The organism is Flavobacterium supellecticarium, from assembly GCF_004801375.1.
GTDB lineage: Bacteria > Bacteroidota > Bacteroidia > Flavobacteriales > Flavobacteriaceae > Flavobacterium > Flavobacterium supellecticarium.
On the sequence record NZ_SSNZ01000003.1, the window covers coordinates 47,934 to 72,935 of the forward strand.

The window sequence follows — 25,002 nt, forward strand, 5'->3', positions numbered from 1 at the left end:
TGCGATGGATTATACAATACGGGAATGCAAAGCTGCCGATCTCGATACCTTGGTTGTCTTATGCGCGAAACATGCCGATTACGAACGGGCGACGTATGAGGCTCGTGGTAAAAAGGAAAAACTAAACGACGCTCTTTTTTCGGATAACCAAAAGTTATACGGTATTGTAGCGGAAGTGGCTGGTGAAGTGATCGGTTATGCGACCTATACATTTGATTTTTCCACCTGGGAGGCGCAAAAGTTTATTTATCTGGATTGTTTGTATCTGGAAGCCGCGTATCGTAATTTTGGAATCGGTCAAGCTTTGATGGAAAAAGTAATCGAAATCGGACAAACCCAAAATTGTATCAACATGCAATGGCAAACGCCTGATTTTAATGAAAAAGCCATCCGTTTTTACAAACGTATCGGCGGAATCGGGAAAGAAAAAGTACGGTTTACATTACCGATATAAACACTAAAAGCAAATACTATGGAAAAGATAATCATTCGGGAAATTACGCTTCAGGATATGGAAGTATGGCAAGCCTTGGCAAAAGAGACGTTTTTTGAAACGTTTTCGGAAAATAATTCCACAGAAAACATGGAGCAGTATCTCGAAAATAGTTTTAATATTCCGAGGTTAACGGCCGAATTAAACAATCCGGATTCACAGTTTTTTATGGCTTGGGATGGGACAATGGCTGTCGGTTATCTAAAGTTAAATTCCGGAAAAGCACAAACCGAATTACAGGACGATACGGCTCTTGAGATCGAACGTATTTATGTAAAAAACAGTTACCACGGACAAAAAGTCGGACAGTTGCTGTATGAAAAAGCATTGGAAATGGCTCAGAAAGAACACAAAAAATATGTTTGGCTAGCCGTATGGGAAGAAAACCACCGGGCAATCCGGTTTTATACCAAAAACGGATTCGTGGCTTTTGATACCCATATTTTCAGATTGGGTAATGAGGAACAAACCGATATCATGATGAAAAAGGTTTTGGAGTAAGAGCTGTTCTTATCCATTATAAGGACTGTTTTATAACCCTGACTCGTGCGGGGGTCATTTTTTAACCCGTTTTTCTTCGTCATTCATTACATTCAAATTTGTAAAATCTGTTTTTGTTTATCAATTCCGGAAGATATCGGGAAAATTACTATGTAGTTTGTGGTAAAATGCTAATTTTGCGGAATACACACTAAAGTTGTTAAACCGGAAAGTGTTTTTTAGAAGATAAACAATAAATACATAGTGTAATTGCTATTATTGCAAATAATGGCAATACAGATTTTTAATAAGTAACGAAACGATTATGTCTGACGAAATGAAAACATGTCCGCAATGCGGATCACCTTATGGGTATTATTTAAACGATTTGGCCTATGCCTGCCCGGAATGTACACACGAATGGAATCCAGCGGAAGTTGGGGCACAGGATGTGCTGGTAATAAAAGATTCAAATGGGAATATTTTACAGGATGGTGATGCGGTTATTGTAATTAAAGACCTTCCGGTTAAAGGAGCCAAAGGACCAATCAAGGCGGGAACTAAAGTGAAAAATATCCGTCTTACCGATGGTGATCATAATATCGATTGCAAAATCGATGGATTTGGCGCAATGGCATTAAAGTCGGAATTTGTTCGAAAAGCATAATCATCAAATTCATAATATAAAGGGACTGACTCACTTTTGAGACAGTCCCTTTTTTATTTAATGACTTTCGGCATATTTTTTAAAGTTGTTTAAAATGGCCTGCCATCCGTTTTGTTGCATTTCAATTGGATTTTGATTTTCCGGATCGAAAGCGATCACAAGATCGGTAGCGATATCATTTTCATGGAATGTAACGGTTACTTGTCGGCCGTCTGGCATGGTATAGCTAAAGTGTTCGCCATCGCTGATTTCGTCATAAGTCGCTTCAAATTCAAACCCGAAGCTTCCATCTTTGGCTTCCATTCGGGCACTATAGGTACCGCCAATCTGCATGTCGTTTGATGCTTTCGGACAATGCCAGGATGGATCGGCAAAGTTCCATTGTGTAATATGTTCCGGTTGGGTATAGTAGTTCCACACTTTGTTTTTATCGGCTAAAATAGTAGCGTTAATAGTGATTTTTGAGGCCATTTTATCGGTTTAAAGTGAGTAGTAATTCGTCTAGTTTTTCAAGCGTCGCGATCATACCCGGTTCCATACCCATTTGGATTACGGTTTCCAGATCGGATAGGGATTTATAGGTTACAATGGTTTCCACCAGCGTATTGTTGCCTTTGTCGGTAAAGTTAACCAGCCAGTCGGAACTGGGAAGGTCTTTATTAAGGTCGCCGGCTTCGTTCGCAAAAGCATCCCAGGCAGTATAATAATCGATTGGTTTGATTTTCTGGTAGGCCATCCAGTTCCAGTATTCGGTACCGTTGGGCTCGATCATGGCATAGTGCCAGTGGCCTCCTTCGCTAAAATCCATGGCTTTGGTTTTGGTGGTTAGTGGTTTTGGGGCAAACCATTGGTCCAATAGTTCACTTTTGGTATAACAGTCCCAAACCAATTGACGATTAGCTAAAAATTCCCGTCTGATTGTCAAGGTGTTTTTTTCCTTATCAGCAAGGAAATCGAATTGCAGGTTGTGTTTCATTTTTGTTGGTTTTTAAGGTGGTCTAATAGGTTGTCGAGTTGTTCGAAACGGCTTTCCCATATCGTGCGGAATTGTTCCAGCCATTGATCAATTTCTTTCATCTTGTCGATTTCAAGCTGGTAATAAATTTCCCGTCCCTGATGTTCCTGTTTTAACAATTGACATTCGGTTAGTATTTTCAGGTGTTTGGAAACAGCCTGCCGCGTCGTGTTAAAATGTTCGGCTATCGCATTGGGGGTCATTGCCTGTACGGCAATCAATGTGAGTATGGCTCTTCGGGTTGGGTCGGCAATGGCTTGAAATATATCGCGTCGCATAGTCTTTTCTATTTTATGTAAAACCAATCAGTTGCAAATATATGTGAAACTATTCGGTTGCGCAAATATTTTTTGATAAAATTTTGAAAGTCATAAAAAAACCAGCCGGATTTTTGGGCTGGTTATTAGGGATTTACTCTGAAAACAGAAGGCTCTCCTACATCCGGTTGGTTTCTTCATTGAGGGAAGCAGCTTTGACCGATTTGGATTTTCCACCGCCAAAATAATACGTTGCCTGCACATAAAAGCGTCGGGTTTCCCATCGGTTTGTCCAATCAGTGGACACATTTTGAATTTGCGTGACATGATGATAGAAACTTTTTTTCAGAATATTAGTGCAACCGCCGGATAACTGTAGCGTTTTGTTGAACAGGTTCTTTTTAGCTGATATGCTAAAGTCGCCAATGGCTTTCGAATATCCGTTTGGTGAGGTCGAACGCCCAGCATAAAATCCATTTATGTTGAGTGTCCAATCTTTAAAAGTGAAGTTTTCATATAAATTGATCTCGTGACGAAAACCGTTACCCTGATATAAAAATCCGGGAATTTCCGAGGATTCACTACTGTAAGTGCCTTCAAAATTGAATTGCATCGTCCACCACGGTGCTACCTGATACGGATAGGTGGCCGAAAATCCGATTTTCTTCCCGGTTGCCGCATTGGCTTTGTAGTTGATGTTGTAGTTCTCTTCCGGTTGATAGGCGATCACATCGGTAAAACCATTGTTGTATAAATAACCATAGAGGCTTAGATTTAAAGCACTTTTATAAATATAACTCAACTGAAGACTATGGTAATACTCCGGTTTTAAGGCTGGATTTCCTTTTTGAAGTGTATAGGCATCCAGATATAAATAATACGGATTTAACGATAAATAGCCCGGTCGACCAATACGGCGGCTATAGCTCAATTGGTATTGGTTGTTCTCTTTTTTATAATTGATGGAAAAGGAAGGGAAGAGGTTGGTGTAACGGTTCGAATAGGATTGATGATTGATGGGTGAGCTGGCTTCATATTGGAAATATTCGGTGCGAAGTCCGGCCATAAGATTCCATTTGCCCAAACTAAGGTCTACTTGCGCATAGGCGGACGTTAGGTGTTCTTTATAAATGAAATTATTGATCAAAAGACTGTCAGGTATGATGGATAAACCGCTGTTGTAGGCATCGTAACCATTATAGTAATCCATATGGATATACGAATATTTAAGTCCGCTTTCCAGATATAGTTTTTGCGTCAGACGCTGACGAAGATCGGTCTGAGTGGTAACAATTGTATACTTGGTTGTGTTGGTACCGTTGAGTTGCATATAGGAATTGTCGGTATAATCATTCCGCTGAAAACCGGATGAAGATGTGGTATAGCGCGCCAAATTCGCCTGCACGTCTAGTTTGGTCGTCGTACTGTCGGTTGCAAAACTGTAAAAGATATTTCCGGTTAACCGTTCGGAGGGTTTTTGTTCGTGCTTGCTTAGATTTACGGTAGTCACAGGAGAACCATTCAGAAATTCGTAGGTAGTACCATAAGTATTTTCATCGGCATCGGATCGGAAATAGTACCAATCTGTACTGATTAGTTGCTTTTCACTAAGTTTACGTTCCACAGCGAGGTTAAGGCTTTTGGAAACCGTTTCCGGTCGCCATTTGTTGTATTGATCAATAACACGGTTGCCTTCAGGAACGGTGATGTCCTGTCGGATATGGCGGTGGTTTACGGAGTTACCTTTGTAATAGGACATATTTCCATTGATGTTCCATAGCGAATCGCTGTAATACATACGGCTACCATATTGGTGTTTGAAATATTCACCGTAAGAGGCCCAGGCGTAAGCATTTCCACTTAGATGCTTTTCTTTTTTCTGTTTTAAAATAATATTGATGATGCCTGCGGTTCCCGATGCATCATAACGCGCCGACGGTTGTGCAATAATTTCTATCGAAGCAATGTCATCACCTTTTAACGATCGGATATATTCGCGGAGCGCTTCGCCCTGTAAGGAACTTTTCTTTCCATTGATCATAATCTGAATGTCACCATTACCGCGGAAAAGCAGATTTTCGTCTTTATCCAGTTGAATACCGGGAACCTGACGTAAGGTTTCAAGACCGTTATTGCCCAGTCCGACGCCTGCCATATCGATGTTGAAAATCATTTTGTCTCCTTTCATGGTAATGGCATTTTGTTTTGCCTTAACGATCACTTCGTTTAAGGTTGTATTGGTCGCCGGTTGCAGGATTGCTTTTAAGTGAAGCGGGAAATCGCGGGCCGCTATTTTTTGACTATAGTCGGCGTAACCCATATAACGGATAGTGAGTGTGCCGCTGTGAAATGTTTCGGAGATAGCAAGGCTAAAGTTTCCCTGCTCGTCGGTATGTGCCGATACTATGTTTTTTTGTAAGGTATCCGTTACGAATATAGAAGCATAGGGAAGGGATTCGCCCTTGGAATCGGAGGCATTTCCGGTGACTTTTTGTGCTGTTAGTACAAAGGGAATAAGTAAAAAGACTGCTAAATAGTGAAATGATTTCATAGGCTGATTTTATAATACAAGAGTACACCGCTTTAAACAGTCATTTTTCTAAAAAGGATAAAGCATCACGATTGTCTTATAAACGGACGATTATGGCATATGAAAAATTTGGTTGTGTAAAACGGGGAGTTCGTATCGGATTTTCCGGGTTTTGTCGGATACCGTTTTCGGGCTATCCGGAAAAAACATACTTTAGCGGTATGTCTAAAAAAAGAGAAATACAGTATCATATTGTCTTTTGGGTCGTGGTGATGCTTCTGGATCATTTGCTGGAAGATATCATGAAGGATCGCAATAACGCTTTTTTTTGGAAAGCACTTCAGGGAACCGGATTTACGTTGCTGCAAATGGTGATTTTTTATCTGAATTATCTTTGGGTGTGTCCGAAAACAATTCCCTATAAGAAATGGAAGCTTTTTGCCCTATGTCAGTTGGGGTTATTTTTTTTGTTTCCGACGCTACGTTTTATAATCGAAGAAGTGATCATTTACCGGATTACCGGGAATCATAATTATGTGATGGAAGCACTTACGGTGGCTTATTATGTATATGATAATTCATATTATGTGATACGTACCTTGTTGCTTAGTATTGTTGGTTATTTCCTGAAATACCTATGGACAACCAATGAGAAGATGAACCGCCTGCAGTTGGAAAAAAAGCAGGCCGAGTTGCAAGTGCTTAAAAATCAGTTGAGCCCACATTTTTTATTTAATACGCTCAACAGCTTTTATTCGGATTTGTATGATACGCAGCCTAAAGTGGCCGAGGATATTATGAAATTGTCTGAGATGTTGCGTTATGTGACGTATGAAAATGAAAACGACAGGGTATTGCTTCGCGATGAGGTGACGTTTTTGCAGCATTATATTGCGCTTTTCCAACGGCGTTTTGACGGAACAATTCCAGTGGAATATCACTATCCACATGAGCTGAAAGAATATCGAATTCCGTCGTTGCTACTGATTCATTTTGTGGAAAATGCCTTTAAACACGGAATTTTGGATGATCCAAACCATCCGATTGTGTTTGATTTTACAATACAAACCGACCGACTGGTTTTGCGTGCGTCGAATAGCTATCGCAAGAGTCAGCATTATGATATTAGCGGTGTCGGACAGAAAAATATCGTACAACGACTTGCAATTTTGTTTCCGGATAATCATAGTTTACTCGTGGATCAAACGGAAAATACCTATACCGTCGTTTTAAATATCCCATTGTTATGATGCAACAACCTATAACCTGTATAATTGTAGATGACGAACCACCGGCAATACGACTGCTGCAAAAATATGTGGAACAATTACCCGGATTGGAATGCATCGGAACCGCAACCCGTGCCGTCGAAGCCTTACATCTAATCGAACAACAGTTGCCCGATATTGTTTTTCTGGATATTCAGATGCCGGATCTTACGGGTTTACAACTCTCAGCCCTTATAAAAGGAAAGGTTAAGGTGGTGTTTACAACCGCTTATCCGCAATTTGCCGTGGAAGGTTTCGAGCAGGATGCTGTCGATTATCTGCTAAAACCGGTGGCATTTAACCGGTTTATTAGTGCTGTCGAAAAAGTGCGGAAAATTTCAGATTCATCAAAGCCAAAACCCGTTGCCGAAACGGTACAGGAGGATTACTTTTTTATCAAAACGGATGGCAAAAACCGGTATAAAAGGGTTCTTATAAATGCGATTTATTATATCGAGAGTATTAAGAATTATGTGGTAATTCATACCGGTGAGGAGCAGGTGATTACCTATAATACCTTAAAACATTTTGAAGAGCATTTGCCGGAAGACCGGTTTGTGAAAATACATAAATCCTATGTCGTGGCACTGGGAAAAATAGAAAAAACCGATACGAACGAAGTCTGGGTTCTGAATAAAAGCTTGCCACTGGGCGATACTTATAAATCGGATTTTTTTAAAAGAGTGCAACAGTTCCTACTTTGATTTGTTGCTGGTGTAGTAGATTAGTGTCCCAAAGCATCCCATATCTGATAAAACACCTGATTACCTTCCGGAGTTGAAAAGTTGGTATTAAACATCATAATACGTCCGGTACTGGTTTTCGGATCAAAAAAAAGCATGGCCATAACGCCGGGATCACCTCCGGTATGACCAATATAACCGCTATAACCAAAACCTATAAAAATCCCGGTATTATACGATTCGCTATACGGATTCTGAGTGTTTCGCTCGGTAAAGTGTTCGGCCGATAACTGTGGTTTAAAAAACTCACGATAACTTTCTTTGGATAGGATTGTGCCTTTACCGTTATAACCGCGGATCAGTTCCTGTAAATACTTACTCAAATCGTTGATTGTGGTCATAAAACCACCATCCGGATACGAACTCATGCTGTAATAAGGAAGTAGAGTTTTCGGGTCCTGATAATAACGCGACAGGCGTGATAAATCTGTAGCATCAAATTTCCAACCGGAGTCTTTGAGTTGCAAGGGAGTAAGAATGTGTTTTTGGGTAAAAACATCAAAAGGCTCCCCGCTGGCGCGTTCGATAATATACGCGGCCAATGTTGTTCCGGTATTGGAGTATTCATATTGCGTGCCCGGTGCTTTGTTTAAAAATGTATCTGCCATATACCATTTTCCATGAAAAGCCAGCCTATCTCTTGTGAAAATATCCAATCCTACGGCCGATTCTGCCGGATTTAATATTTGGGTGTCATCAAATACTAAAGGCAAACCGTTTAGATTCTGATCGGGTTTTAGATAATAATTCTTACTTAGATAATTTTTGTTGTCCAGTATTGTAGAGGTATGGGTAGCCAATTGCCGGATAGTAATAGGAGTATCTAAATAATAGGGGTTAAGTACTTCAAAAGGAAGGTACCGGTTAACCTGATCGTCCAATCGGAGTTTACCAAGTTCCTGCGCTTTTAGCAGTGCTATTCCCACGAGTGTTTTGGATACGGAAGCAACGCTTTGAATGGTTTGTACAGTATAGGCTTTGCTCGTTTCCCGTTCGGCATAGCCAAACCCGTTTTTATAGCGTACTCCCTGTTCATCTACAATGGCAACACCAAATCCGTTAAAATACCCTTTGTCGTAAAGTTGCTGTAGCCGATTGGTAAGGGAATCGGTTGCGGATTTATGCATAACGGTCACCGTGTTTTTTTTTGGTGCCGAACAGCAAACTGCAAACAGGATAATTGTCGCCAGAAGGATTGTTTTTTTCAAAAGGTCGAATGTCAGGTTTTTACGAAGTTACAAAATAATATACACCTGACAGGTTTTTAAAACCTGTCAGGTGTGAAATATGAAGAGTGAGATAATTATTTTTCGTAATTTGCTTCGATTTCCTTTAATGCGGTAATAATGCTTTCGGTTTTGGCATGTTCTTTCCGGATTTGTCTTTTGCCAATTATAAAATAGGCGATAAGCATCCAGGCAACATATAAAGTCAGGAAAATGATTTTGGAGGCTATGGATAGGGGATCTGCGACTTCGATTGCATAAAGCCCAAAGGCAATATTCATGACAATATAATAGATAAGGGTGTACATCGTATTTACTTTTTGTTGAAAATTATAGAATTCTCTGATCTGTTGTAAAGCGATTTGAGGTGATGCTGTGAGATCGGTCTTTTGAAGTTTCCGAACCATGAGTAATCGCAAAGCAGAATATCCGAATATCGAAGCAAACATTAGTCCGATACCCATAAAGGTTGTCGCCATTTTAAAAGGGAATGAACTTACCAGCCAGGCCAGAAATATAACGGTAAGCATTAAAATAATAACCTGAATGCCTATTTTTCGGGTCATGGATTGTTGCTCTTTTTTCGCTTTATTGATGATAACAGTAACATCAGGTAGCGCACCGGTACTTTGTTGTTGCCAGATTTCTTTTAGATTGTCAAACGCTTTCATATTTACTGTAAATGGTGTTTAATTGTTGTTTTATCCGGTGTATTTTTACGCGTAAATTACCTTCCGTAATTCCGGTTGCCGCGGCAATTTCGCTATAGGGAACATCTTCCAGTAACATTGTAATGATCAAACGGTCGGATTCGTTAAGCTCGCTGATGCATTTGTAGAGCAACTGGATTTGCTGTTCTTTTTCATTGTTGTCGTCGTGGTCGATTGTTGCCAGTTCGGGTTGGAGCTCGTCGGTTTGTTTGTTTTTTTGCGAACGGATATGGTAGAGGCAGGTGTTTACTGCAATCCGATAGATCCAGGTGCTGATTTGCGATTCACCCCGGAATTTGTTCTGATTTTGCCAGATCCGGATAAACACTTCCTGAAGCAAATCGTCGGCTTCCATATGGTTTCCGGTATATCCCAAACAGATCCGGTGTATTTTGGCCGAGTAGGTCGCATATAATTCCCGGAATTGACTGTCTTGCTGTTGTTCTGTCGACACGCTTATTTTTGATTTAGAAAGTTGTCTATTGCGCTGTAAAACCATTCCGGAGCGTCGTACATTATAAAATGCTTACTGTCGGCGACCTTAATCGTTTTGTTTTTTAAAGCGGCATATTGCTCGTTATAGATTTTTTCGCTGTTTTCTTTTGTGTTAAAGATACTGGTTAAAATCAATACCGGACTTTTGATTTTTGCAATATCCGTGCGAAGGTCGGTTAACGACATTTCCACAATGGTAGATCCCAATGTTGTACGATCGCTGGCAAAGCTCCATTCGGCGATCTGTTTGGCTCTTGCCGTATCGCGAACCTGATACAGCATCATTTGAGTCATATTGGCAACATAGTTGTCGTTTGGAATGGATTTGAAATTATTGATCACCGCTTCTTTGTTAAAACGCGGATCATCTTTTAAAGAGGCTACCGTTGTTTCCGGTTTGGTCAGCGCCGAGATAAACGGAACACCGTCTACGCAAACGATTTTGCCAAAAAGATCCGGTTGCGAACTGCTTACCCATAGTGCCATAAAAGCACCCAGACTATGACCGATCAGCATTGGTTTTTTTAGTTTGTTGGTTTTGATATATTGAATCAGTTGATCGTGTACGGTTTGTAATACCGGATCCTGAATCGGTTTTACACCGGCAAAACCAGCGAGCGTCAGGATATGCAATTGATAGTTGTTCTTTAAATGATCAGCGGTTTCGTTCCAAACAGCGCCACTGCAGGAATAACCCGGAATAAGAAGTATCGGTTGTCCTTTGCCAATCACTTTTACGTCGAAAGCCTGTTGTTGCGCAAAGCCAAATGAAAGGTTGAAAAGTAGGAATAAAGTAAGAATTGCATTTTTCATCATAACTGCGTTTTAAGATTTGTTTTCTTTTGATGCAGTTGTGATACGATTGTTACAAAAAGAGATAAAAAAAAATCGCTGCAAAAAATGCAGCGACTGTTTTATAAGAGTTCCAGTGTTCGTTCGAGCGCCATTCCACGAGAACCTTTTATCAGGATCGTATGGGCTTTTGGAATCTCGTTTTGAAATGAATGGGTAAAATCGTCAAAACTTGAAAAGAAATGCAAATGTGGCTGATCAATTTTTGACGCAAAGAAATCCTTACCGATAAAATAGGTTTTGATTTCCGGCGTATGACTCACCAATGAAACGATGTTCTGATGTTCTTTCAGGCTTTCCGTTCCCAATTCAAACATATCGCCCAAAATGGCAATTTTCGAGCCGTCTTCGAGTTGCGCAAAGTTTTCCAATGCTGCGGTCATACTACTCGGATTGGCATTATAGGCATCCAGAATGATATGGTTTCCGTTTTTCTCGATTAGCTGCGAGCGGTTATTGCTCGGGATATAATTTTCGATGGCCGTTTTGATGGCTTCAGTAGGAACATTAAAATAGTTTCCAATACTGATAGCTGCATTGATGTTGTTGGCATTGTAAATCCCGATTAGATGCGATTGTATTGTAATGTTTTCCACGCCGATTTTTACCATCGGATTAGCCGAAACGGATTGAATCACAACATTACTATTTCCTTTTTGTGAAAAGGTATAACGGGTAATATTTTTTGTTTTTTCGTCCTGAATCGGATCATCCAGATTGACAAAAGCGGTTTTTTCGTTTTGTTCCAAATACTGATACAATTCGCTTTTTCCTTTGATTACGCCTTCCGTTCCACCGAAACCTTCCAGATGGGCTTTCCCGAAATTGGTAATATAACCGAAATCTGGTTGGGCGATTCGGCATAGCATTTCGATTTCTTTCTGATGATTGGCACCCATTTCAACGATTCCGATGTCGGTGTCTTCGTTAAACGATAAAAGCGTAAGCGGAACACCGATATGGTTGTTTAGGTTACCAACGGTTGCTTTGGTTTGATATTGCTGTGATAACACTGCATTGATCAGTTCTTTTGTAGTGGTTTTACCATTACTGCCGGTAAGCGCAATAATCGGTAAGCCCAATTGGATACGGTGGTAGTTGGCCAATCCCTGTAGTGCTCTTAGGCTATCGGGAACCAAAAGCATTTTGTTTTCGTCGGTAAAGTATTTTTTATCGTCAATTACAACAAATAAGGCCCCTTTGGTAAGCGCTTCGGCGGCAAAGGTGTTCGCGTCGAAGTTGTCGCCTTTAAGGGCAAAAAACAACGAATTAGGTTCTATTTTTCGGGTGTCGGTACAAATGCTGGAACACTGTAAAAAACACTGGTAAAGTTCTTCTATTTTCATGTGGTGAAAGTACTAAAAAAATAAAAGCCCTAAAATAGTTTAGGGCTTTTAAAGTATGTATGAAAATTTAATTATCCTCTGGCTTTTTTCTTACCTGATTTAGGACCTACTTTAGACATTGCACATCGGAATCCGATATAGTCTGTAGCCATATCCTGCGGGTAATATCTTCTTGATGCAGGATCTAACCAGTAAGCTCTGTCTCTCCAGGATCCACCTTTGTAAACTCTACTGTCGTCGTTTACTAAAGTTGTTCTCTTATCAGAGTGGTCATATTTACGAACAAGGTTACCAAGACTGTCTTTTGTTACCGAGTGTTTCGGTGAATCGTACATTCTGTTTTTGTCGTCTTTTTTCTCGTCAGTTCCTTCTTCTTCATTTCCGAAGTTGTAGAAACGAGTCGATTGTTTATCACCATCTCTGTAGTTTCTGTTATCACTCTTCGAGAAGTTTTGTCTTAAATACGTTTCGTTGTCGTCGATCGGCACCTGAGCAATTTGTCCCGGGAAGTTACGTGCTACGATTCTACCGTTACTTAGCGTGTCATACGCAATGTTTTCAGTAGTAACCATTTCTACTTTACCGTCTTCACCGATTTTGTTTTTCATATAGATGTTACCTCTATAGTAGTTGAAGTCATTCGCTTCATCATCTACAATTGGTCGGTAAACATCGGCAACCCACTCGGCTACGTTACCAGCCATATCGTATAAACCGAAATCATTTGGCGGGTATTTTTTAACTTCGTTAGTGATGTCAGCGCCATCATCAGACCATCCGGCAATTCCTCCGTAGTCTCCTTTTCCTTGTTTGAAGTTCGCTAACTGGTCACCTCTGTATTGTCTTTTTCCAGAACGGGTGTATTGTCCGCTCCAAGGGTATTTTTTCTTCCCTTTGTACGTGTTGTACTCACGGATTCCTCCTAATGCAACAGCAGCATATTCCCACTCTGCTTCAGTTGGTAATCGGTATTCCGGTAAGATGATACCTGTCGTTCTTTGGGCGTAAACGTTTTTGGCATCTTCTTTTGCGGCTAATTTATTTCGTTGTCCTTTGTAAACAAGCTCTTCGTTTCCTCCATAAGTTGAAGTAGGGGAAGCTAAATACGATTCCGTACTAAAAGTGCTCTCTGCTTTTGCTTCCGTAATTTTAGCGTCTTTTTTCAGGTATCCTTCGCGCTCCAGAATGGCCTCATTCACACGGTCTGTTCTCCATTTGCTAAACTCAACTGCCTGAATCCAGTTTACACCAACTACAGGGTAGTTTGCATAAGCAGGGTGTCTAAGGTAGTTGTTTGTCATTGTTTCGTTATATCCTAAACGATTTCTCCATACCAAAGTATCCGGTAAAGCACCAACATAAATGTTTTTGTAGTTTTCATCTGTCGGTGGGAAAATGGTTTTTAACCAGAATAGGTACTCCGTATACATAAAGTTCGTTACCTCGGTTTCATCCATGTAAAACGACTGTACGTGTTGTTGGTTTGGAGTGTTGTTCCAATCGTGCATCGGGTCATCTTGCACTTTACCCATAGTGAATGTTCCACCTTCTACGGCAACCATTCCAGGAGGGGTTTCTTGCTTTTTGTACTTCGCATTGTATTGGAAACCACCTTTCTTATCGTTGATTTTCCAACCAGTAGCTGCAGAAGTTCCTTTTGACCCCGATTTTTTACTACAACTAGTAAAACCAATCGATAGCGATAATGCTGCCATCAATTGTAAAGCCATAATTCTGTTGATTTTCATACTTTCAGTTAGGTATAATTTTAGTGCCGCAATATAATCATTAACCGTTAAACGGCAACAATTTTTTTGTGATTTATTAAAACTAATTATAATTTTTTGTTAAATCTAATATAAAGAACGCCAGTTGTATTCAGATATTGTGTAAGCGACCTTTTTATTTATATGTAGTTTGAAATTAGTTTTTCCAAAAAATATTTTTTCTCTTTGTAATATCTCTGTAATTAATACGTTTTGATCTTGATGAAAAAATATATACTCTTTATCTTTTTGTTTACGAGTCTGCTATCGTTCGCGCAGCAGAAAGAGCATATTGTAATTGAATGGAAACCGGCTGCAGGAATACAGTATGAGACCGTTAATTATAAGGTGCCGCAATTTGCGGCGGAGAACTTCGAGTTTAATGCCGATCTGAAGAGCATTCGTTTTAAAAAAGCAATTCCGGTTACTGGTACTATCGATACCCGATCATTGAAAATTTCGAATGTGGTTTACGAATCCATTAGTCGTAGCGATCTTAATGATCTTTCAGTGGCGTCTTTGCCGGATAAACTGAATGAAAAACTGGAGCATTTTATCGCAAGAGATGAACAAAAAGCAGTGCTGATTTTTTCTCCTATTATTAAGGTAGGCGAAATGTTTAAAAGAGTGGTGTCGCTGGATGCCGAATTTTCCAATGGTGGTTCATCCCGAATGGCTTCTCTGAATATGAATGTGGCTGCGGTTACGAATTCGGTGCTGGCCTCGGGTGATTTTTATCGTTTTTATGTCGAAAAATCAGGAGTTTATAAAATATCAAGGGCTTTTTTACAGCAACTCGGTATGAATACCGGAGTGGATCCGAGAAATATTAAAATCTACGGGAATGGTGGGCGCATGTTGCCACTGTTGAACAGTACGCCTTATCCGGATGATCTGGAAGAAAATGCAATTCAGGTGATCGGTGAAGGGGATGGCGATTTTGGAGAATATGATTATATCATTTTTTATGCCGAAGGCCCGGAAGGTTGGAATAAGGAGAGTCTTACGAATGTGAATCTGTATGCCGATCGTTCGCATTATTATATTACGGCAAAAGGTGGTCCGGGTAAACGGATCAATACCAATGTGCAACCGTCGCAGGCTACAACGGTGACCTATAATCAGTTTGATGATTATCAGTTTCACGAAGTGGATAAAGTCAATATCGGCCGATTGGGGCGAAAATGGTTTGGAGAAATGTTTGCCATTGAAAACGAACAGACGTTTAAATTTCAGATTCCAAATCTTGTGACTTCTGTTCCGGTAAAAATCCGGGTGAATATGGCTTCGGCTTCCTATGGAAATTCTTCTTTTCAGGTAAAAGCAAACGAGCAAAGTGTTGGTACAGTCAATTTTAATGCGCTGAGTCCGGATGTGCATGTGGCAGCCTATGAGACCTTACTTGAAAATACTTTTTCGGCTACGTCCGGAGATATTTCAGTAAAGCTGACATATGATAACGGAGGAGTACCTTCGTCTAATGGGTATCTCGATTATATTGCATTGGAATCGCAACGGCAATTGACTGGTTATGGAAAACAGTTTTTGTTCTACAGAAATGATGCGGCCAATAATATAGGTGTGGCCGAATATATACTGTCGAATGCTTCCGGTATCGGACAGGTTTGGGATGTGACGGATATTTATAATGTAACCAAATTTGAAAATCAGGGACAGGCTACGTTTTCGTTTAAAGCGAATCTGGGGGAAGTCCGTAAATACGTAGCGGTCGATTATAATGATTTGTATTCGCCGATGAATGATGGGGCAGGTCGTATCCCGAATCAGGATTTAAAAGGAACGATCTTTAAAAACCAACAGGGGGAATTTCAGGATGTGGATTATCTGATTATAACGCCGGCTTCTTTAAACGGTCAGGCGGAACGATTGGCAAATTATCACCGTAATAACTCCGGGTTAAATGTAAAAGTGGTTAATCTCGAAAATATCTATCAGGAGTTTTCATCCGGAAAACAGGATATTGCTGCAATTCGGAATTTTATTAAATATGTATACTGGAATGCCTCAACGCCGACTAAAAGAGTACGATATGTGAATATGTTTGGCGATGCCTCTTTTGATTATAAAAACAGAATTCCAAACAATACGAATATAGTGCCGGTTTTCCACGGGCTTAATCCAAATGATCCGAAAGTAAATAATTCGCAGAATTTCTCGGCCTACGCGTCGTTTATGTCGGATGATTTTTATGTGTTGATGGATCCGACTGAAGGCCCGATGTTAACGACTGCTGGTTTGGATATTGCAGTGGGGAGGATGTTGGTAAGTTCAAGTCAGCAGGCGAACGATATGGTTACTAAAGCGTTGGAGTATTTTGACGAACGATCCTATGGCAGATGGCGCAATAATTATGTGTTGATTTCGGATGATGCTGATAATACGACCGATGCGACTTTGCAGTTTGACCTGGATAGACTGGGGGATGAATTGTATGAAAAAAAACCATTTGTGAATGTAAAGAAAATTCATACTGATTCCTATTTACAGGAAGTGGCTGCCGGAGGGGAGCGCTATCCGAAAGCAAGACAGGATATATTGGAGGCTTTTGCGCAAGGTGCTTTGGCAGTGAATTACTTTGGTCACGGAGGGGAAGATGGGTTGGCTACCGAACGTATTTTTGATAAAGCGGATGCGCAAAATCTGACGAATCGTTTTCGTTATCCATTGTTTATTACGATTACCTGTGAGTTTACCCGTTTTGATAATCCGTATCGTCCAACGGGAGGGGAGTATATGTACTGGAATACGGCTGGCGGAGCGGTGGCTTTGGTAGCGACAACCCGGGAAATCGGAATTACTACCGGATTAAATATGAATAAATCTCTGAGTAAATTCCTGTATTCCTATGGGTCGGATGTGTACGATACGATGTCGGAAGCACTTCGCAAAACAAAAAACGAAAACCTGACCGATAACCGGAATGTGGTGTTTTTTATTGGTGATCCGGCAATGAAGCTGGCGATACCAAAACCAAAAATCCGACTTACAAAAGTGAATGATGTTCCGATTGCGCAATTTAATAATGCGTTGCAGGCACTTTCGTATGTGAAACTCACCGGAGAAGTAACCGATGAAATTGGAAATCCATTACCGTCTTATAATGGTGATCTGGCGGTGCAGATTTTTGATAAGAAAATTTCAAGAAGTACGTTAGGTAATAATGGTGCTTCCAATAGTAATGGTTTGATTATTATGAATTTTAAAACCCTGGGGGAAACTGTTTTCAGAGGAAATGCCTCGGTAACAAACGGTGCGTTCGAGTTTGGGTTTGTGATGCCTAAAGATATTCGGGTGCCAGTGGGTAACGGAAGGGTGAGTTTTTATGCGAAGAAAAAACAGATATTGGAAAATCAAACCGGTTACGATACGTTGATTCAGATTGGTGGCGTAAATCCAAATGCAGCGGTCGATAATACACCCCCAAAAGTGCGTTTGTATATGAATGACGAATCGTTTGTGTCGGGTGGAATTACCAATGCATCGCCGTATTTGCTGGCGTTTTTGGAAGACGAAAACGGAATTAATACGGCCAGTGGCATCGGACACGATATTATCGGAATTCTGGATGGCGATGAAACCAAACCGTATGTGATGAACGATTATTACGAAACGTTTCCGGACGATTATACCAAAGGAAAACTACGGTTTCCGTTCCGGAATCTGGCAAAAGGATTGCATACGCTCACGTTTAAAGCGTGGGATGTGTATAACAATCTGGTAACGGCCGAAATTCAGTTTGTGGTGGTGGGTGATGAAGGTTTGGAGCTCGATAAAGTGTTAAATTATCCGAATCCTTTTGTAAGTTATACGGAATTTTGGTTTACGCACAACAGTCCGTACGAACCGTTGGATGTGCAGGTTCAGATCATGACGATTACCGGAAAAGTGGTCAAAACAATTAATCAATCCATTATGACTGAGGGGTTTCTGTCTCGGGATATCAAGTGGGATGGAAGGGATGATTTTGGAGATCGGATTGGGAAAGGGGTTTATGTATATAAACTAACGGTTAAATCTTCGGTTTCAAATAAAAGGGCCGAAAAGTACGAAAAACTTGTAATCCTTTAATAAAATATTATATTTGTTGAATTAAATCAAATAATAGCTAATGAGAAAAATTGCAATATTATCGTTGTGTTTGTTTGCAGGCGCAACCCAATGGATGCAAGCACAGGATAGAGTTATTACAACCGGAGTTCCTTTTTTAATGATTGCTGCCGATGCCAGAGCAGCGGGTATGGGAGATATCGGGGTGTCGAGTTCTACTGATGCTTTTTCACAACAGTATAACCCGGCGAAGTATGCTTTTGCTTTAACTAAACAAGGGTTCTCTGTGAGTTATACGCCTTACCTTACCTCAATTGCCAATGACATTTCATTAGGTCAGATAACCTATTTTAATAAAATCAACGAACGTAGTGCCTTTGCCGGTAGTTTGCGTTATTTCGGATTGGGTGATATTCAGCTAACCGATGCGTTGGGAAATCAGTTGAATACCGTTAGTCCAAACGAATTCGCTTTGGATGCGTCCTATTCTTTAAAGTTGAGCGATCAATTTGCAATGGCGGTTGCCGGACGTTATATCCGTTCGAATCTGAAAATTAACGACGGAACAAATGATGCTTCTGCAGCCAATACTTTTGCCGTTGACGTGGCCGGTTTCTACCAGTCGGAAGAAATTGCGTATTCTGATTTCGACGGACGTTGGAGAGCTGGTTTTAACTTCCAGAATATGGGACCAAAAATTAGTTACGATAACGACGATCTAAGTAGTAACTTCCTTCCGGCTAACTTGAAATTAGGAGCTGGATTTGATTTTATCCTGGACGAATACAATAAAGTATCCGTAATGGGAGAAGTAAATAAATTATTAGTGCCAACACCTCCGGAAGTTACCGATCTTAATGGCGACGGTGTTATCGATAGTAACGACCGTAATATCGCAATTTCCGATTACCGTAAAACAGGATGGGTTTCCGGAATGTTTAAATCATTTGGTGATGCACCGGGTGGAATGAGTGAGGAATTAAAAGAGTTTACCTGGGCTTTAGGAGCTGAATACATGTATCAGAATTCCTTTGCCTTACGTGCCGGGTATTTCAATGAAAGCGAATTAAAAGGAGCTCGTAAATATTTTACAATGGGAGCCGGATTCAAATACAGTGTGGTAAAAGTGGATGTTTCCTATTTGTTCTCGACATCGAAAGTGAGAAACCCGCTTGAAAACACCCTGCGTTTCTCTCTGACATTCAATTTCGGAGATTCCTATGATGAATATTAGTAGATAATAATATAATAAACAAAGCGTCCAAATTCCGTTAGGAATTTGGATTTTTTGTCTAAAAGAAGTTTTTAATATGAAGAAAATAGATGTGACAACGTCATTTTGGGTGTATGGTTCTGAAGATGAATTGCCAAATGATGTAAAACCGTTAATGGAGCAAGCGGTTGCAATCCGTAAAAAAGCCTATGCGCCGTATTCGAAGTTTCGGGTAGGAGCGGCCATTTTATTGGATAATGGAAAAGTGGTGGTGGGATCCAATCAGGAAAATGCAGCCTATCCATCCGGACTTTGTGCCGAAAGAGTAGCGATTTTCCAGGCGGGTGCTTTATATCCGGAAGCGCAGATTTTAAAAATTGCGATTTCGGCTACTTCCGATGAAAAACCGGTTGAATCGCCGATACCGCCTTGCGGAGCCTGTCGCCAGTCGATTGCCGAATACGAGTTCCGTCAGGAGAAACCAATTGAACTGTATTTTATGGGTGAAGTTGGTGAGGTGTATAAATCGGATTCATTACAAAATATATTGCCGTTCCATTTCGATAAAAAATTCCTGTAAGCGGTATGTTATCGTTATAACGGTTTTGTGTGGAATTGTGAAAGAATAAGGCTGGAAGATTTTATTGTTTTAAAAAGAATGGTTGGTTTGAACTCCTTTTTTAAAACTTGACAAAAAAATAATAAAAATACATTCCTGTAAATTTTTACTTCTTCCGAGTATGTCTTATTTTTGCCGTTCGCAAAATTGTGTAAGGTGCTGTATTATGCTTTGTCAGATCAATACGGTGCAACAGCAAAAGTAAAAGCAATATGAAAGAAATCACAAAAGAAGTTTACCTTAAATGGTATGAGGACATGCAGTTCTGGAGAAAGTTCGAAGACAAACTGGCTGCATTATATATACAACAAAAAGTTAGAGGTTTTTTGCATTTGTATAACGGACAGGAAGCTGTTTTAGCGGGTGCACTTCATGCAATGGACCTGAGCAAAGACAAAATGATCACGGCTTATCGTAACCACGTACAGCCAATTGGGATGGGAGTTGATCCGAGAAGAGTAATGGCGGAGTTGTTAGGAAAAGCGACCGGAACCTCAAAAGGATTAGGTGGTTCGATGCATATTTTCTCTAAAGAACACGGATTTTACGGTGGTCACGGTATCGTGGGAGCGCAAATTCCGGTTGGAGCAGGTATCGCTTTTGCTGATAAATATTTCGGAACAGGCGGGGTTACCTTAACCTATTTCGGAGATGGAGCGGCACGTCAGGGATCGCTACACGAAGCGTTTAATATGGCAATGTTATGGAAACTTCCGGTAGTATTTATCGTTGAAAACAACGGTTATGCGATGGGAACTTCCGTAGAGCGTACGGCCAATCATACCAACATCTGGAAACTGGGATTAGGATACGAAATGCCATGTGGACCGGTAGATGGAATGAACCCGGTAAAAGTAGCCGAAGCCATGCATGAAGCGATGGAAAGAGCCAGACGTGGTGACGGACCAACTTTCCTTGAAATCAAAACATACCGTTATAGAGGACACTCCATGTCGGATGCACAACACTACCGTACAAAAGAAGAGGTGGAAGAATACAAAAAAATCGACCCGATCACACAGGTATTGGATATTATCAAAGAAAATAACTATGCTACAGAGGCTGAAATCGAAGCAATCGATCAGCGTGTAAAAGATCTTGTGGAAGAGTGTGAGAAATTCGCAGAAGAATCACCTTACCCGGATTTAAACGTAATGTACGACGTAGTATATGAACAAGAGAATTACCCATTTTTACCACATAAATTATAATCGATTATGGCAGTAGTTGTTACCATGCCCCGTCTAAGTGACACCATGACCGAAGGTGTTGTGGCGACTTGGTTAAAGAAAGTAGGAGATGTTGTTAAAGAAGGCGATATTCTTGCAGAAATTGAAACCGATAAAGCAACCATGGAATTCGAATCGTTTAATTCGGGAACCTTATTGCATATCGGAATACAAGAAGGAGAATCGGCTCCGGTAGATGCTTTATTGGCAATTATCGGTAACCCGGGCGAAGATATTTCCGCTTTATTGAGTGGTGGTGGTCAGCCTGCGGCGGCAGCTCCGAAAGAAGAAACGGCTCCGGCTTCGGAAGACGTAAAAACAGAAACAAAATCACAGGCAGCCGAAATTCCTGCCGGTGTAAAAATAGTTACGATGCCGCGTTTGAGTGATACGATGACCGACGGTACTGTAGCAACCTGGTTGAAAAAAATCGGCGATAGCATTTCGGAAGGGGATATCCTGGCTGAAATCGAAACCGATAAAGCAACCATGGAATTCGAATCGTTTAATGCCGGTACGCTTTTGTATATCGGTGTTCAGGAAGGACAGTCGGCTCCGGTTGACAGTATTCTGGCGATTATTGGCCCTGCCGGTACCGATGTAAGTGCGCTTGCTGCCAATTACAAAGCCGGTGGTGCGGCAGAAACCGTTGCTGAAACCAAAACAGAAGTAAAAGAAACAACTGCCGAAACAGCAGCACCTCAGGCTACAACAGCTAACGGACGTGTATTGGCATCGCCTTTGGCTAAAAAAATCGCACAGGAAAAAGGTGTTGATTTGGCTCAGGTAAAAGGAACCGGTGAAAACGGACGTATTGTTAAAAAAGACGTGGAGAGCTTTACACCTCAGGCGACTTCGATACAACCGCAAACAGCAAGTGCACCGGCTGCTACAGCTGCGGCACCTCAGGTGAAACCGTTTGTTCCGGCTGGAGAAACCTATGTGGAAGAAGTGAAAAACTCACAAATGCGTAAAACGATTGCCCGTAGATTGGCCGAATCGAAGTTTACAGCACCACATTATTACCTGACGATCGAAGTGGCTATGGACAATGCGATGGCTTCCCGTGAAATGATTAACGGATTGCCGGATACTAAAGTATCTTTTAACGATATGGTGATCAAAGCATGTGCAATGGCGTTGAAAAAACATCCACAGGTAAATTCACAATGGAAAGACGATGTAACTGTAATCAACCACCATGTAAATATTGGTGTAGCGGTAGCGGTAGAAGACGGATTAGTAGTTCCGGTATTGCGTTTTGCAGACCAGATGACTTTATCTCAAATCGGAGCTAACGTAAAAGATGTTGCCGGAAGAGCTCGAAATAAAAAACTACAACCAGCCGAAATGGAAGGAAGTACGTTTACCGTTTCGAATCTGGGAATGTTCGGAATTACCGAATTTACATCGATTATCAACCAACCGAACTCGGCTATTTTATCCGTAGGGGCGATTGTTGAAAAACCGGTAGTTCGCAACGGACAAATCGTTGTGGGAAATACAATGAAAGTAACCCTTGCGTGTGATCACAGAACTGTTGACGGTGCAACCGGAGCACAGTTTTTACAAACTTTAAGACAATATCTGGAAAACCCGGTGACTATGCTGGCATAATCTGGAATATTCCAAATAAATCAATCCCGTCTTGATATTCAGGACGGGATTTTTAGTATTTTAGCGAAAGTGTAAAAATACTCCCCACATGAAAAAAACACTTTATCTTTTACCATTTGTATTACTGGGATGTGCTACCTCGAATACCAAAAGTGACAAAGGAACTACGGCTACAGTTTCTGCTTATGAAGTGAAACAACAAGATGTCGCTCATACGTTGCAATACCTGGCATCCGACGAACTGGAAGGTCGCGATAGTGGTAGTAAAGGAATTGAAAAAGCGGCCATTTATCTGGAAAATCTGTTGCGTGAAAATAATATTAAACCGTATTTTAAAACCTATCGGGATACGTTGACCAACTTCCATAAACCGGCTTTTAATATCGTGGGGTTTATCGAAGGAAATGATCCAAAACTTAAAAACGAATTTGTGATCATTGGAGCGCATTACGATCATATCGGACGCGTGTCGACTCCGGTTAACGGGGATGATATTGCCAATGGTGCCAACGATAATGCCTCCGGAACAACAGTAATGTCGGAAGTAGCCAAATATTTTGCGAAAAATAAAACAAATAAAAGAAGCATATTGGTGGTCTTCTTTTCGGCGGAAGAAAAAGGGTTGTTGGGATCGTATCATCTGGCAAAAAAATTAAAAGAGCAGCATTTTAATCTGTATACGATGCTGAATTTTGAAATGCTGGGTGTACCGATGAAGCGGGAATTTTCGTCCTATATAACCGGTTTTGGAAAATCGAATATGTCGGAAAAAATTAACGAGTATACGCAAAAGAAAACCGTAGGTTTCCTCGAAATCGAATTGCAATACCGCCTGTTTATGGCTTCGGATAATTATCCGTTTTTTGTGGAATTTAACGTGCCGGCACAAACCGTTTGTACGTTCGACTTTGAAAATTATTCCTACTATCATCACCCGTCGGATGAATTTAAGTTGATGGATACGGCGCATATGGCGGCCTATGCCAAAGAAATCATCCCGGCAGTAGCGGGAATGACTAATTCCAAAGAAAAAGAGATTAAACTAAATTAAAAGCATACAATCGAACACGATTTTACAATACAATGAAAAACATAATTATAACAGGGACAAGCAGAGGAATCGGATATGAACTGGCGTTGGAATTTGCAGCAGCGGGACATCAGGTATTGGCCTTGTCGCGAAAACAACCACAGGCATTACTCGAAAATGAAAATATCAGCTGTTTAAGCATTGATCTGTCACTGGAGGAAGATCTGGAAAAAGTACAGCAATTTATCGCATCAACCTGGAAAAAGGTGGATATCCTTATCCATAATGCCGGTGCGTTATTGCTAAAACCTTTCGGGGAAATTTCGGCTCAGGAATTCGAAAATATTTATAAAGTAAATGTTTTTGGTGTGGCCAATTTAACCCGTATCTGTATTCCGTACCTGCAAAAAGGAAGTCATGTGCTAACGATCAGCAGTATGGGTGGGATTCAGGGAAGTATGAAATTTGCCGGACTTGCAGCGTATAGCTCGAGTAAAGGTGCGGTAATCACACTCTCGGAATTATTGGCTGAAGAATACAAAGAAAAAGGAATCGCTTTTAATGTGTTGGCATTAGGTGCTGTTCAGACGGAAATGTTGCAGGAAGCATTTCCGGGATATGAAGCACCGCTAAACGCAAAAGAAATGGCCGACTATATTTTTGATTTTGCTCTAAACGGCAATAAATATTTTAATGGAAAAGTGTTACAGGTTTCTTCAACCACACCCTAAATGCGTTCAGGGGAATCCAGATGAAAGATAAATTAGCACCCTATATACCGGAACATGCACTGGATAGCGTTTTTGAGCTGATAAAGCGCAATCGTGTACATCTGAAAATCGTGAATGAAAGGGTAACCCGACACGGCGATTATCGGAAACACCCGGATGGCTATCATCAGATTACTGTAAATGCCAGTCTGAATAAATATCGGTTTTTAATGACGCTTATTCATGAAATTGCGCATTTGGTGGCTTTCGAAAAATACGGGCGTAACATTAAACCGCATGGTGACGAATGGAAAAATACGTTCCAACGGTTGATGGTGCCTTTTTTGCGACCGGAGATTTTCCCCAATCAGTTGTTACCATTGTTGGCCCGACATTTTAGAAACCCCAAAGCCAGTAGCGATACCGATGCCACATTAGCCCTTGCTTTGAAACAATTTGACCCGGCTAACGATAAAAATTATATCTTTGAAATCCCGTATGGAAGTATCTTTCGGATACATAATGGAAGGATTTTTAAAAAAGGGGCACAGCGGATAAAACGATTTGAATGTATGGAATTGAGTTCGGGTAGAGTTTACCTGTTTAATCCCAATGCCGAAGTGGAATTGTTACCCGGATAATAAATTAAAGAATTAGCCATATCATTT

23 protein-coding genes are annotated in these 25,002 nt (G+C 40.7%); 13 read left to right on the forward strand and 10 right to left on the reverse strand.

Going from position 1 to position 25,002, the window contains the following annotated elements:
- Positions 1 to 4 precede the first annotated feature (4 nt).
- The 3 genes from E6C50_RS09380 to E6C50_RS09390 all read left to right on the forward strand — a co-directional run bounded on the left by E6C50_RS09380 (position 5) and on the right by E6C50_RS09390 (position 1,640).
- Positions 5 to 454 carry a GNAT family N-acetyltransferase gene (locus E6C50_RS09380; protein WP_136402978.1) on the forward strand — a complete coding sequence of 150 codons (450 nt, stop codon included), beginning with the start codon at positions 5 to 7 and terminating at the stop codon, positions 452 to 454.
- Positions 455 to 472: 18 nt separating this feature from the next.
- On the forward strand, positions 473 to 994 hold the full coding sequence (locus E6C50_RS09385; RefSeq protein ID WP_136402979.1) for a GNAT family N-acetyltransferase: 522 nt from the start codon (positions 473 to 475) through the stop codon (positions 992 to 994).
- A gap of 304 nt (positions 995 to 1,298) precedes the next feature.
- A complete protein-coding gene (locus E6C50_RS09390) occupies positions 1,299 to 1,640 on the forward strand; it encodes a zinc ribbon domain-containing protein YjdM (protein WP_136402980.1) in 342 nt (113 codons plus the stop codon).
- A gap of 57 nt (positions 1,641 to 1,697) precedes the next feature.
- Here the strand turns inward: E6C50_RS09390 and E6C50_RS09395 are convergent, their stop codons facing one another.
- The 4 genes from E6C50_RS09395 to E6C50_RS09410 form a co-directional block, all read right to left on the reverse strand.
- Positions 1,698 to 2,111 (reverse strand): SRPBCC family protein, encoded by a 414-nt coding sequence (locus E6C50_RS09395; protein ID WP_136402981.1) that lies wholly within the window; start codon positions 2,109 to 2,111, stop codon positions 1,698 to 1,700.
- Between the two features lies 1 nt (position 2,112).
- On the reverse strand, positions 2,113 to 2,616 hold the full coding sequence (locus E6C50_RS09400) for an SRPBCC family protein (protein ID WP_136402982.1): 504 nt from the start codon (positions 2,614 to 2,616) through the stop codon (positions 2,113 to 2,115).
- Positions 2,613 to 2,933: an ArsR/SmtB family transcription factor gene (locus E6C50_RS09405; protein ID WP_136402983.1), complete on the reverse strand. Its 321-nt coding sequence runs from the start codon at positions 2,931 to 2,933 to the stop codon at positions 2,613 to 2,615. The genes E6C50_RS09400 and E6C50_RS09405 overlap by 4 nt, the downstream gene beginning before the upstream one ends.
- 157 nt (positions 2,934 to 3,090) lie before the next feature.
- Complete coding sequence (locus E6C50_RS09410; protein WP_136402984.1) at positions 3,091 to 5,463, reverse strand: outer membrane beta-barrel family protein; 2,373 nt, start codon at positions 5,461 to 5,463, stop codon at positions 3,091 to 3,093.
- A gap of 92 nt (positions 5,464 to 5,555) precedes the next feature.
- On the opposite strand from E6C50_RS09410, the gene E6C50_RS09415 reads away from it, so the two are divergent.
- Together E6C50_RS09415 and E6C50_RS09420 are read left to right on the forward strand one after the other, a co-directional pair.
- Complete coding sequence (locus E6C50_RS09415; protein ID WP_136402985.1) at positions 5,556 to 6,692, forward strand: sensor histidine kinase; 1,137 nt, start codon at positions 5,556 to 5,558, stop codon at positions 6,690 to 6,692.
- Entirely contained in the window at positions 6,689 to 7,414 is a 726-nt protein-coding gene (locus E6C50_RS09420; protein WP_230978989.1) for a LytR/AlgR family response regulator transcription factor, read from the forward strand. The genes E6C50_RS09415 and E6C50_RS09420 overlap by 4 nt, the downstream gene beginning before the upstream one ends.
- Positions 7,415 to 7,434: 20 nt before the next feature.
- Here the strand turns inward: E6C50_RS09420 and E6C50_RS09425 are convergent, their stop codons facing one another.
- From E6C50_RS09425 to gldJ, 6 genes are all read right to left on the reverse strand, one after another.
- Positions 7,435 to 8,661, reverse strand: a complete 1,227-nt coding sequence (locus E6C50_RS09425; RefSeq protein ID WP_136402986.1) for a serine hydrolase domain-containing protein — start codon at positions 8,659 to 8,661, stop codon at positions 7,435 to 7,437.
- A gap of 95 nt (positions 8,662 to 8,756) precedes the next feature.
- Complete coding sequence (locus E6C50_RS09430; RefSeq protein ID WP_136402987.1) at positions 8,757 to 9,350, reverse strand: hypothetical protein; 594 nt, start codon at positions 9,348 to 9,350, stop codon at positions 8,757 to 8,759.
- Positions 9,337 to 9,843, reverse strand: a complete 507-nt coding sequence (locus tag E6C50_RS09435; protein WP_230978990.1) for an RNA polymerase sigma factor — start codon at positions 9,841 to 9,843, stop codon at positions 9,337 to 9,339. Before E6C50_RS09435 ends, E6C50_RS09430 begins: the two co-directional genes overlap by 14 nt.
- A 2-nt stretch (positions 9,844 to 9,845) precedes the next feature.
- Positions 9,846 to 10,700, reverse strand: coding sequence for an alpha/beta fold hydrolase (locus E6C50_RS09440; RefSeq protein ID WP_136402989.1), 855 nt, complete (start codon positions 10,698 to 10,700; stop codon positions 9,846 to 9,848).
- A 98-nt stretch (positions 10,701 to 10,798) separates the two neighbouring features.
- Positions 10,799 to 12,082 carry a UDP-N-acetylmuramoyl-tripeptide--D-alanyl-D-alanine ligase gene (locus tag E6C50_RS09445; protein WP_136402990.1) on the reverse strand — a complete coding sequence of 428 codons (1,284 nt, stop codon included), beginning with the start codon at positions 12,080 to 12,082 and terminating at the stop codon, positions 10,799 to 10,801.
- Positions 12,083 to 12,153: 71 nt separating this feature from the next.
- Positions 12,154 to 13,830, reverse strand: a complete 1,677-nt coding sequence (gldJ, locus tag E6C50_RS09450) for a gliding motility lipoprotein GldJ (protein WP_136402991.1) — start codon at positions 13,828 to 13,830, stop codon at positions 12,154 to 12,156.
- A gap of 240 nt (positions 13,831 to 14,070) precedes the next feature.
- On the opposite strand from gldJ, the gene porU reads away from it, so the two are divergent.
- The 8 genes from porU to E6C50_RS09490 all read left to right on the forward strand — a co-directional run bounded on the left by porU (position 14,071) and on the right by E6C50_RS09490 (position 24,975).
- Positions 14,071 to 17,937: a type IX secretion system sortase PorU gene (porU, locus tag E6C50_RS09455; RefSeq protein WP_136402992.1), complete on the forward strand. Its 3,867-nt coding sequence runs from the start codon at positions 14,071 to 14,073 to the stop codon at positions 17,935 to 17,937.
- Between the two features lie 40 nt (positions 17,938 to 17,977).
- Entirely contained in the window at positions 17,978 to 19,150 is a 1,173-nt protein-coding gene (gene porV, locus E6C50_RS09460; protein ID WP_136402993.1) for a type IX secretion system outer membrane channel protein PorV, read from the forward strand.
- A 76-nt stretch (positions 19,151 to 19,226) separates the two neighbouring features.
- Complete coding sequence (gene cdd / locus E6C50_RS09465) at positions 19,227 to 19,709, forward strand: cytidine deaminase (protein ID WP_136402994.1); 483 nt, start codon at positions 19,227 to 19,229, stop codon at positions 19,707 to 19,709.
- A 251-nt stretch (positions 19,710 to 19,960) separates the two neighbouring features.
- A complete protein-coding gene (gene pdhA, locus E6C50_RS09470; RefSeq protein WP_136402995.1) occupies positions 19,961 to 20,959 on the forward strand; it encodes a pyruvate dehydrogenase (acetyl-transferring) E1 component subunit alpha in 999 nt (332 codons plus the stop codon).
- A gap of 6 nt (positions 20,960 to 20,965) precedes the next feature.
- On the forward strand, positions 20,966 to 22,594 hold the full coding sequence (locus tag E6C50_RS09475) for a pyruvate dehydrogenase complex dihydrolipoamide acetyltransferase (RefSeq protein ID WP_136402996.1): 1,629 nt from the start codon (positions 20,966 to 20,968) through the stop codon (positions 22,592 to 22,594).
- A gap of 88 nt (positions 22,595 to 22,682) precedes the next feature.
- Positions 22,683 to 23,645 carry a M28 family peptidase gene (locus E6C50_RS09480; RefSeq protein WP_136402997.1) on the forward strand — a complete coding sequence of 321 codons (963 nt, stop codon included), beginning with the start codon at positions 22,683 to 22,685 and terminating at the stop codon, positions 23,643 to 23,645.
- A gap of 32 nt (positions 23,646 to 23,677) precedes the next feature.
- Positions 23,678 to 24,355 carry an SDR family NAD(P)-dependent oxidoreductase gene (locus E6C50_RS09485; RefSeq protein ID WP_136402998.1) on the forward strand — a complete coding sequence of 226 codons (678 nt, stop codon included), beginning with the start codon at positions 23,678 to 23,680 and terminating at the stop codon, positions 24,353 to 24,355.
- Between the two features lie 20 nt (positions 24,356 to 24,375).
- A complete protein-coding gene (locus tag E6C50_RS09490) occupies positions 24,376 to 24,975 on the forward strand; it encodes a SprT-like domain-containing protein (protein ID WP_136402999.1) in 600 nt (199 codons plus the stop codon).
- Positions 24,976 to 25,002 lie beyond the last annotated feature (27 nt).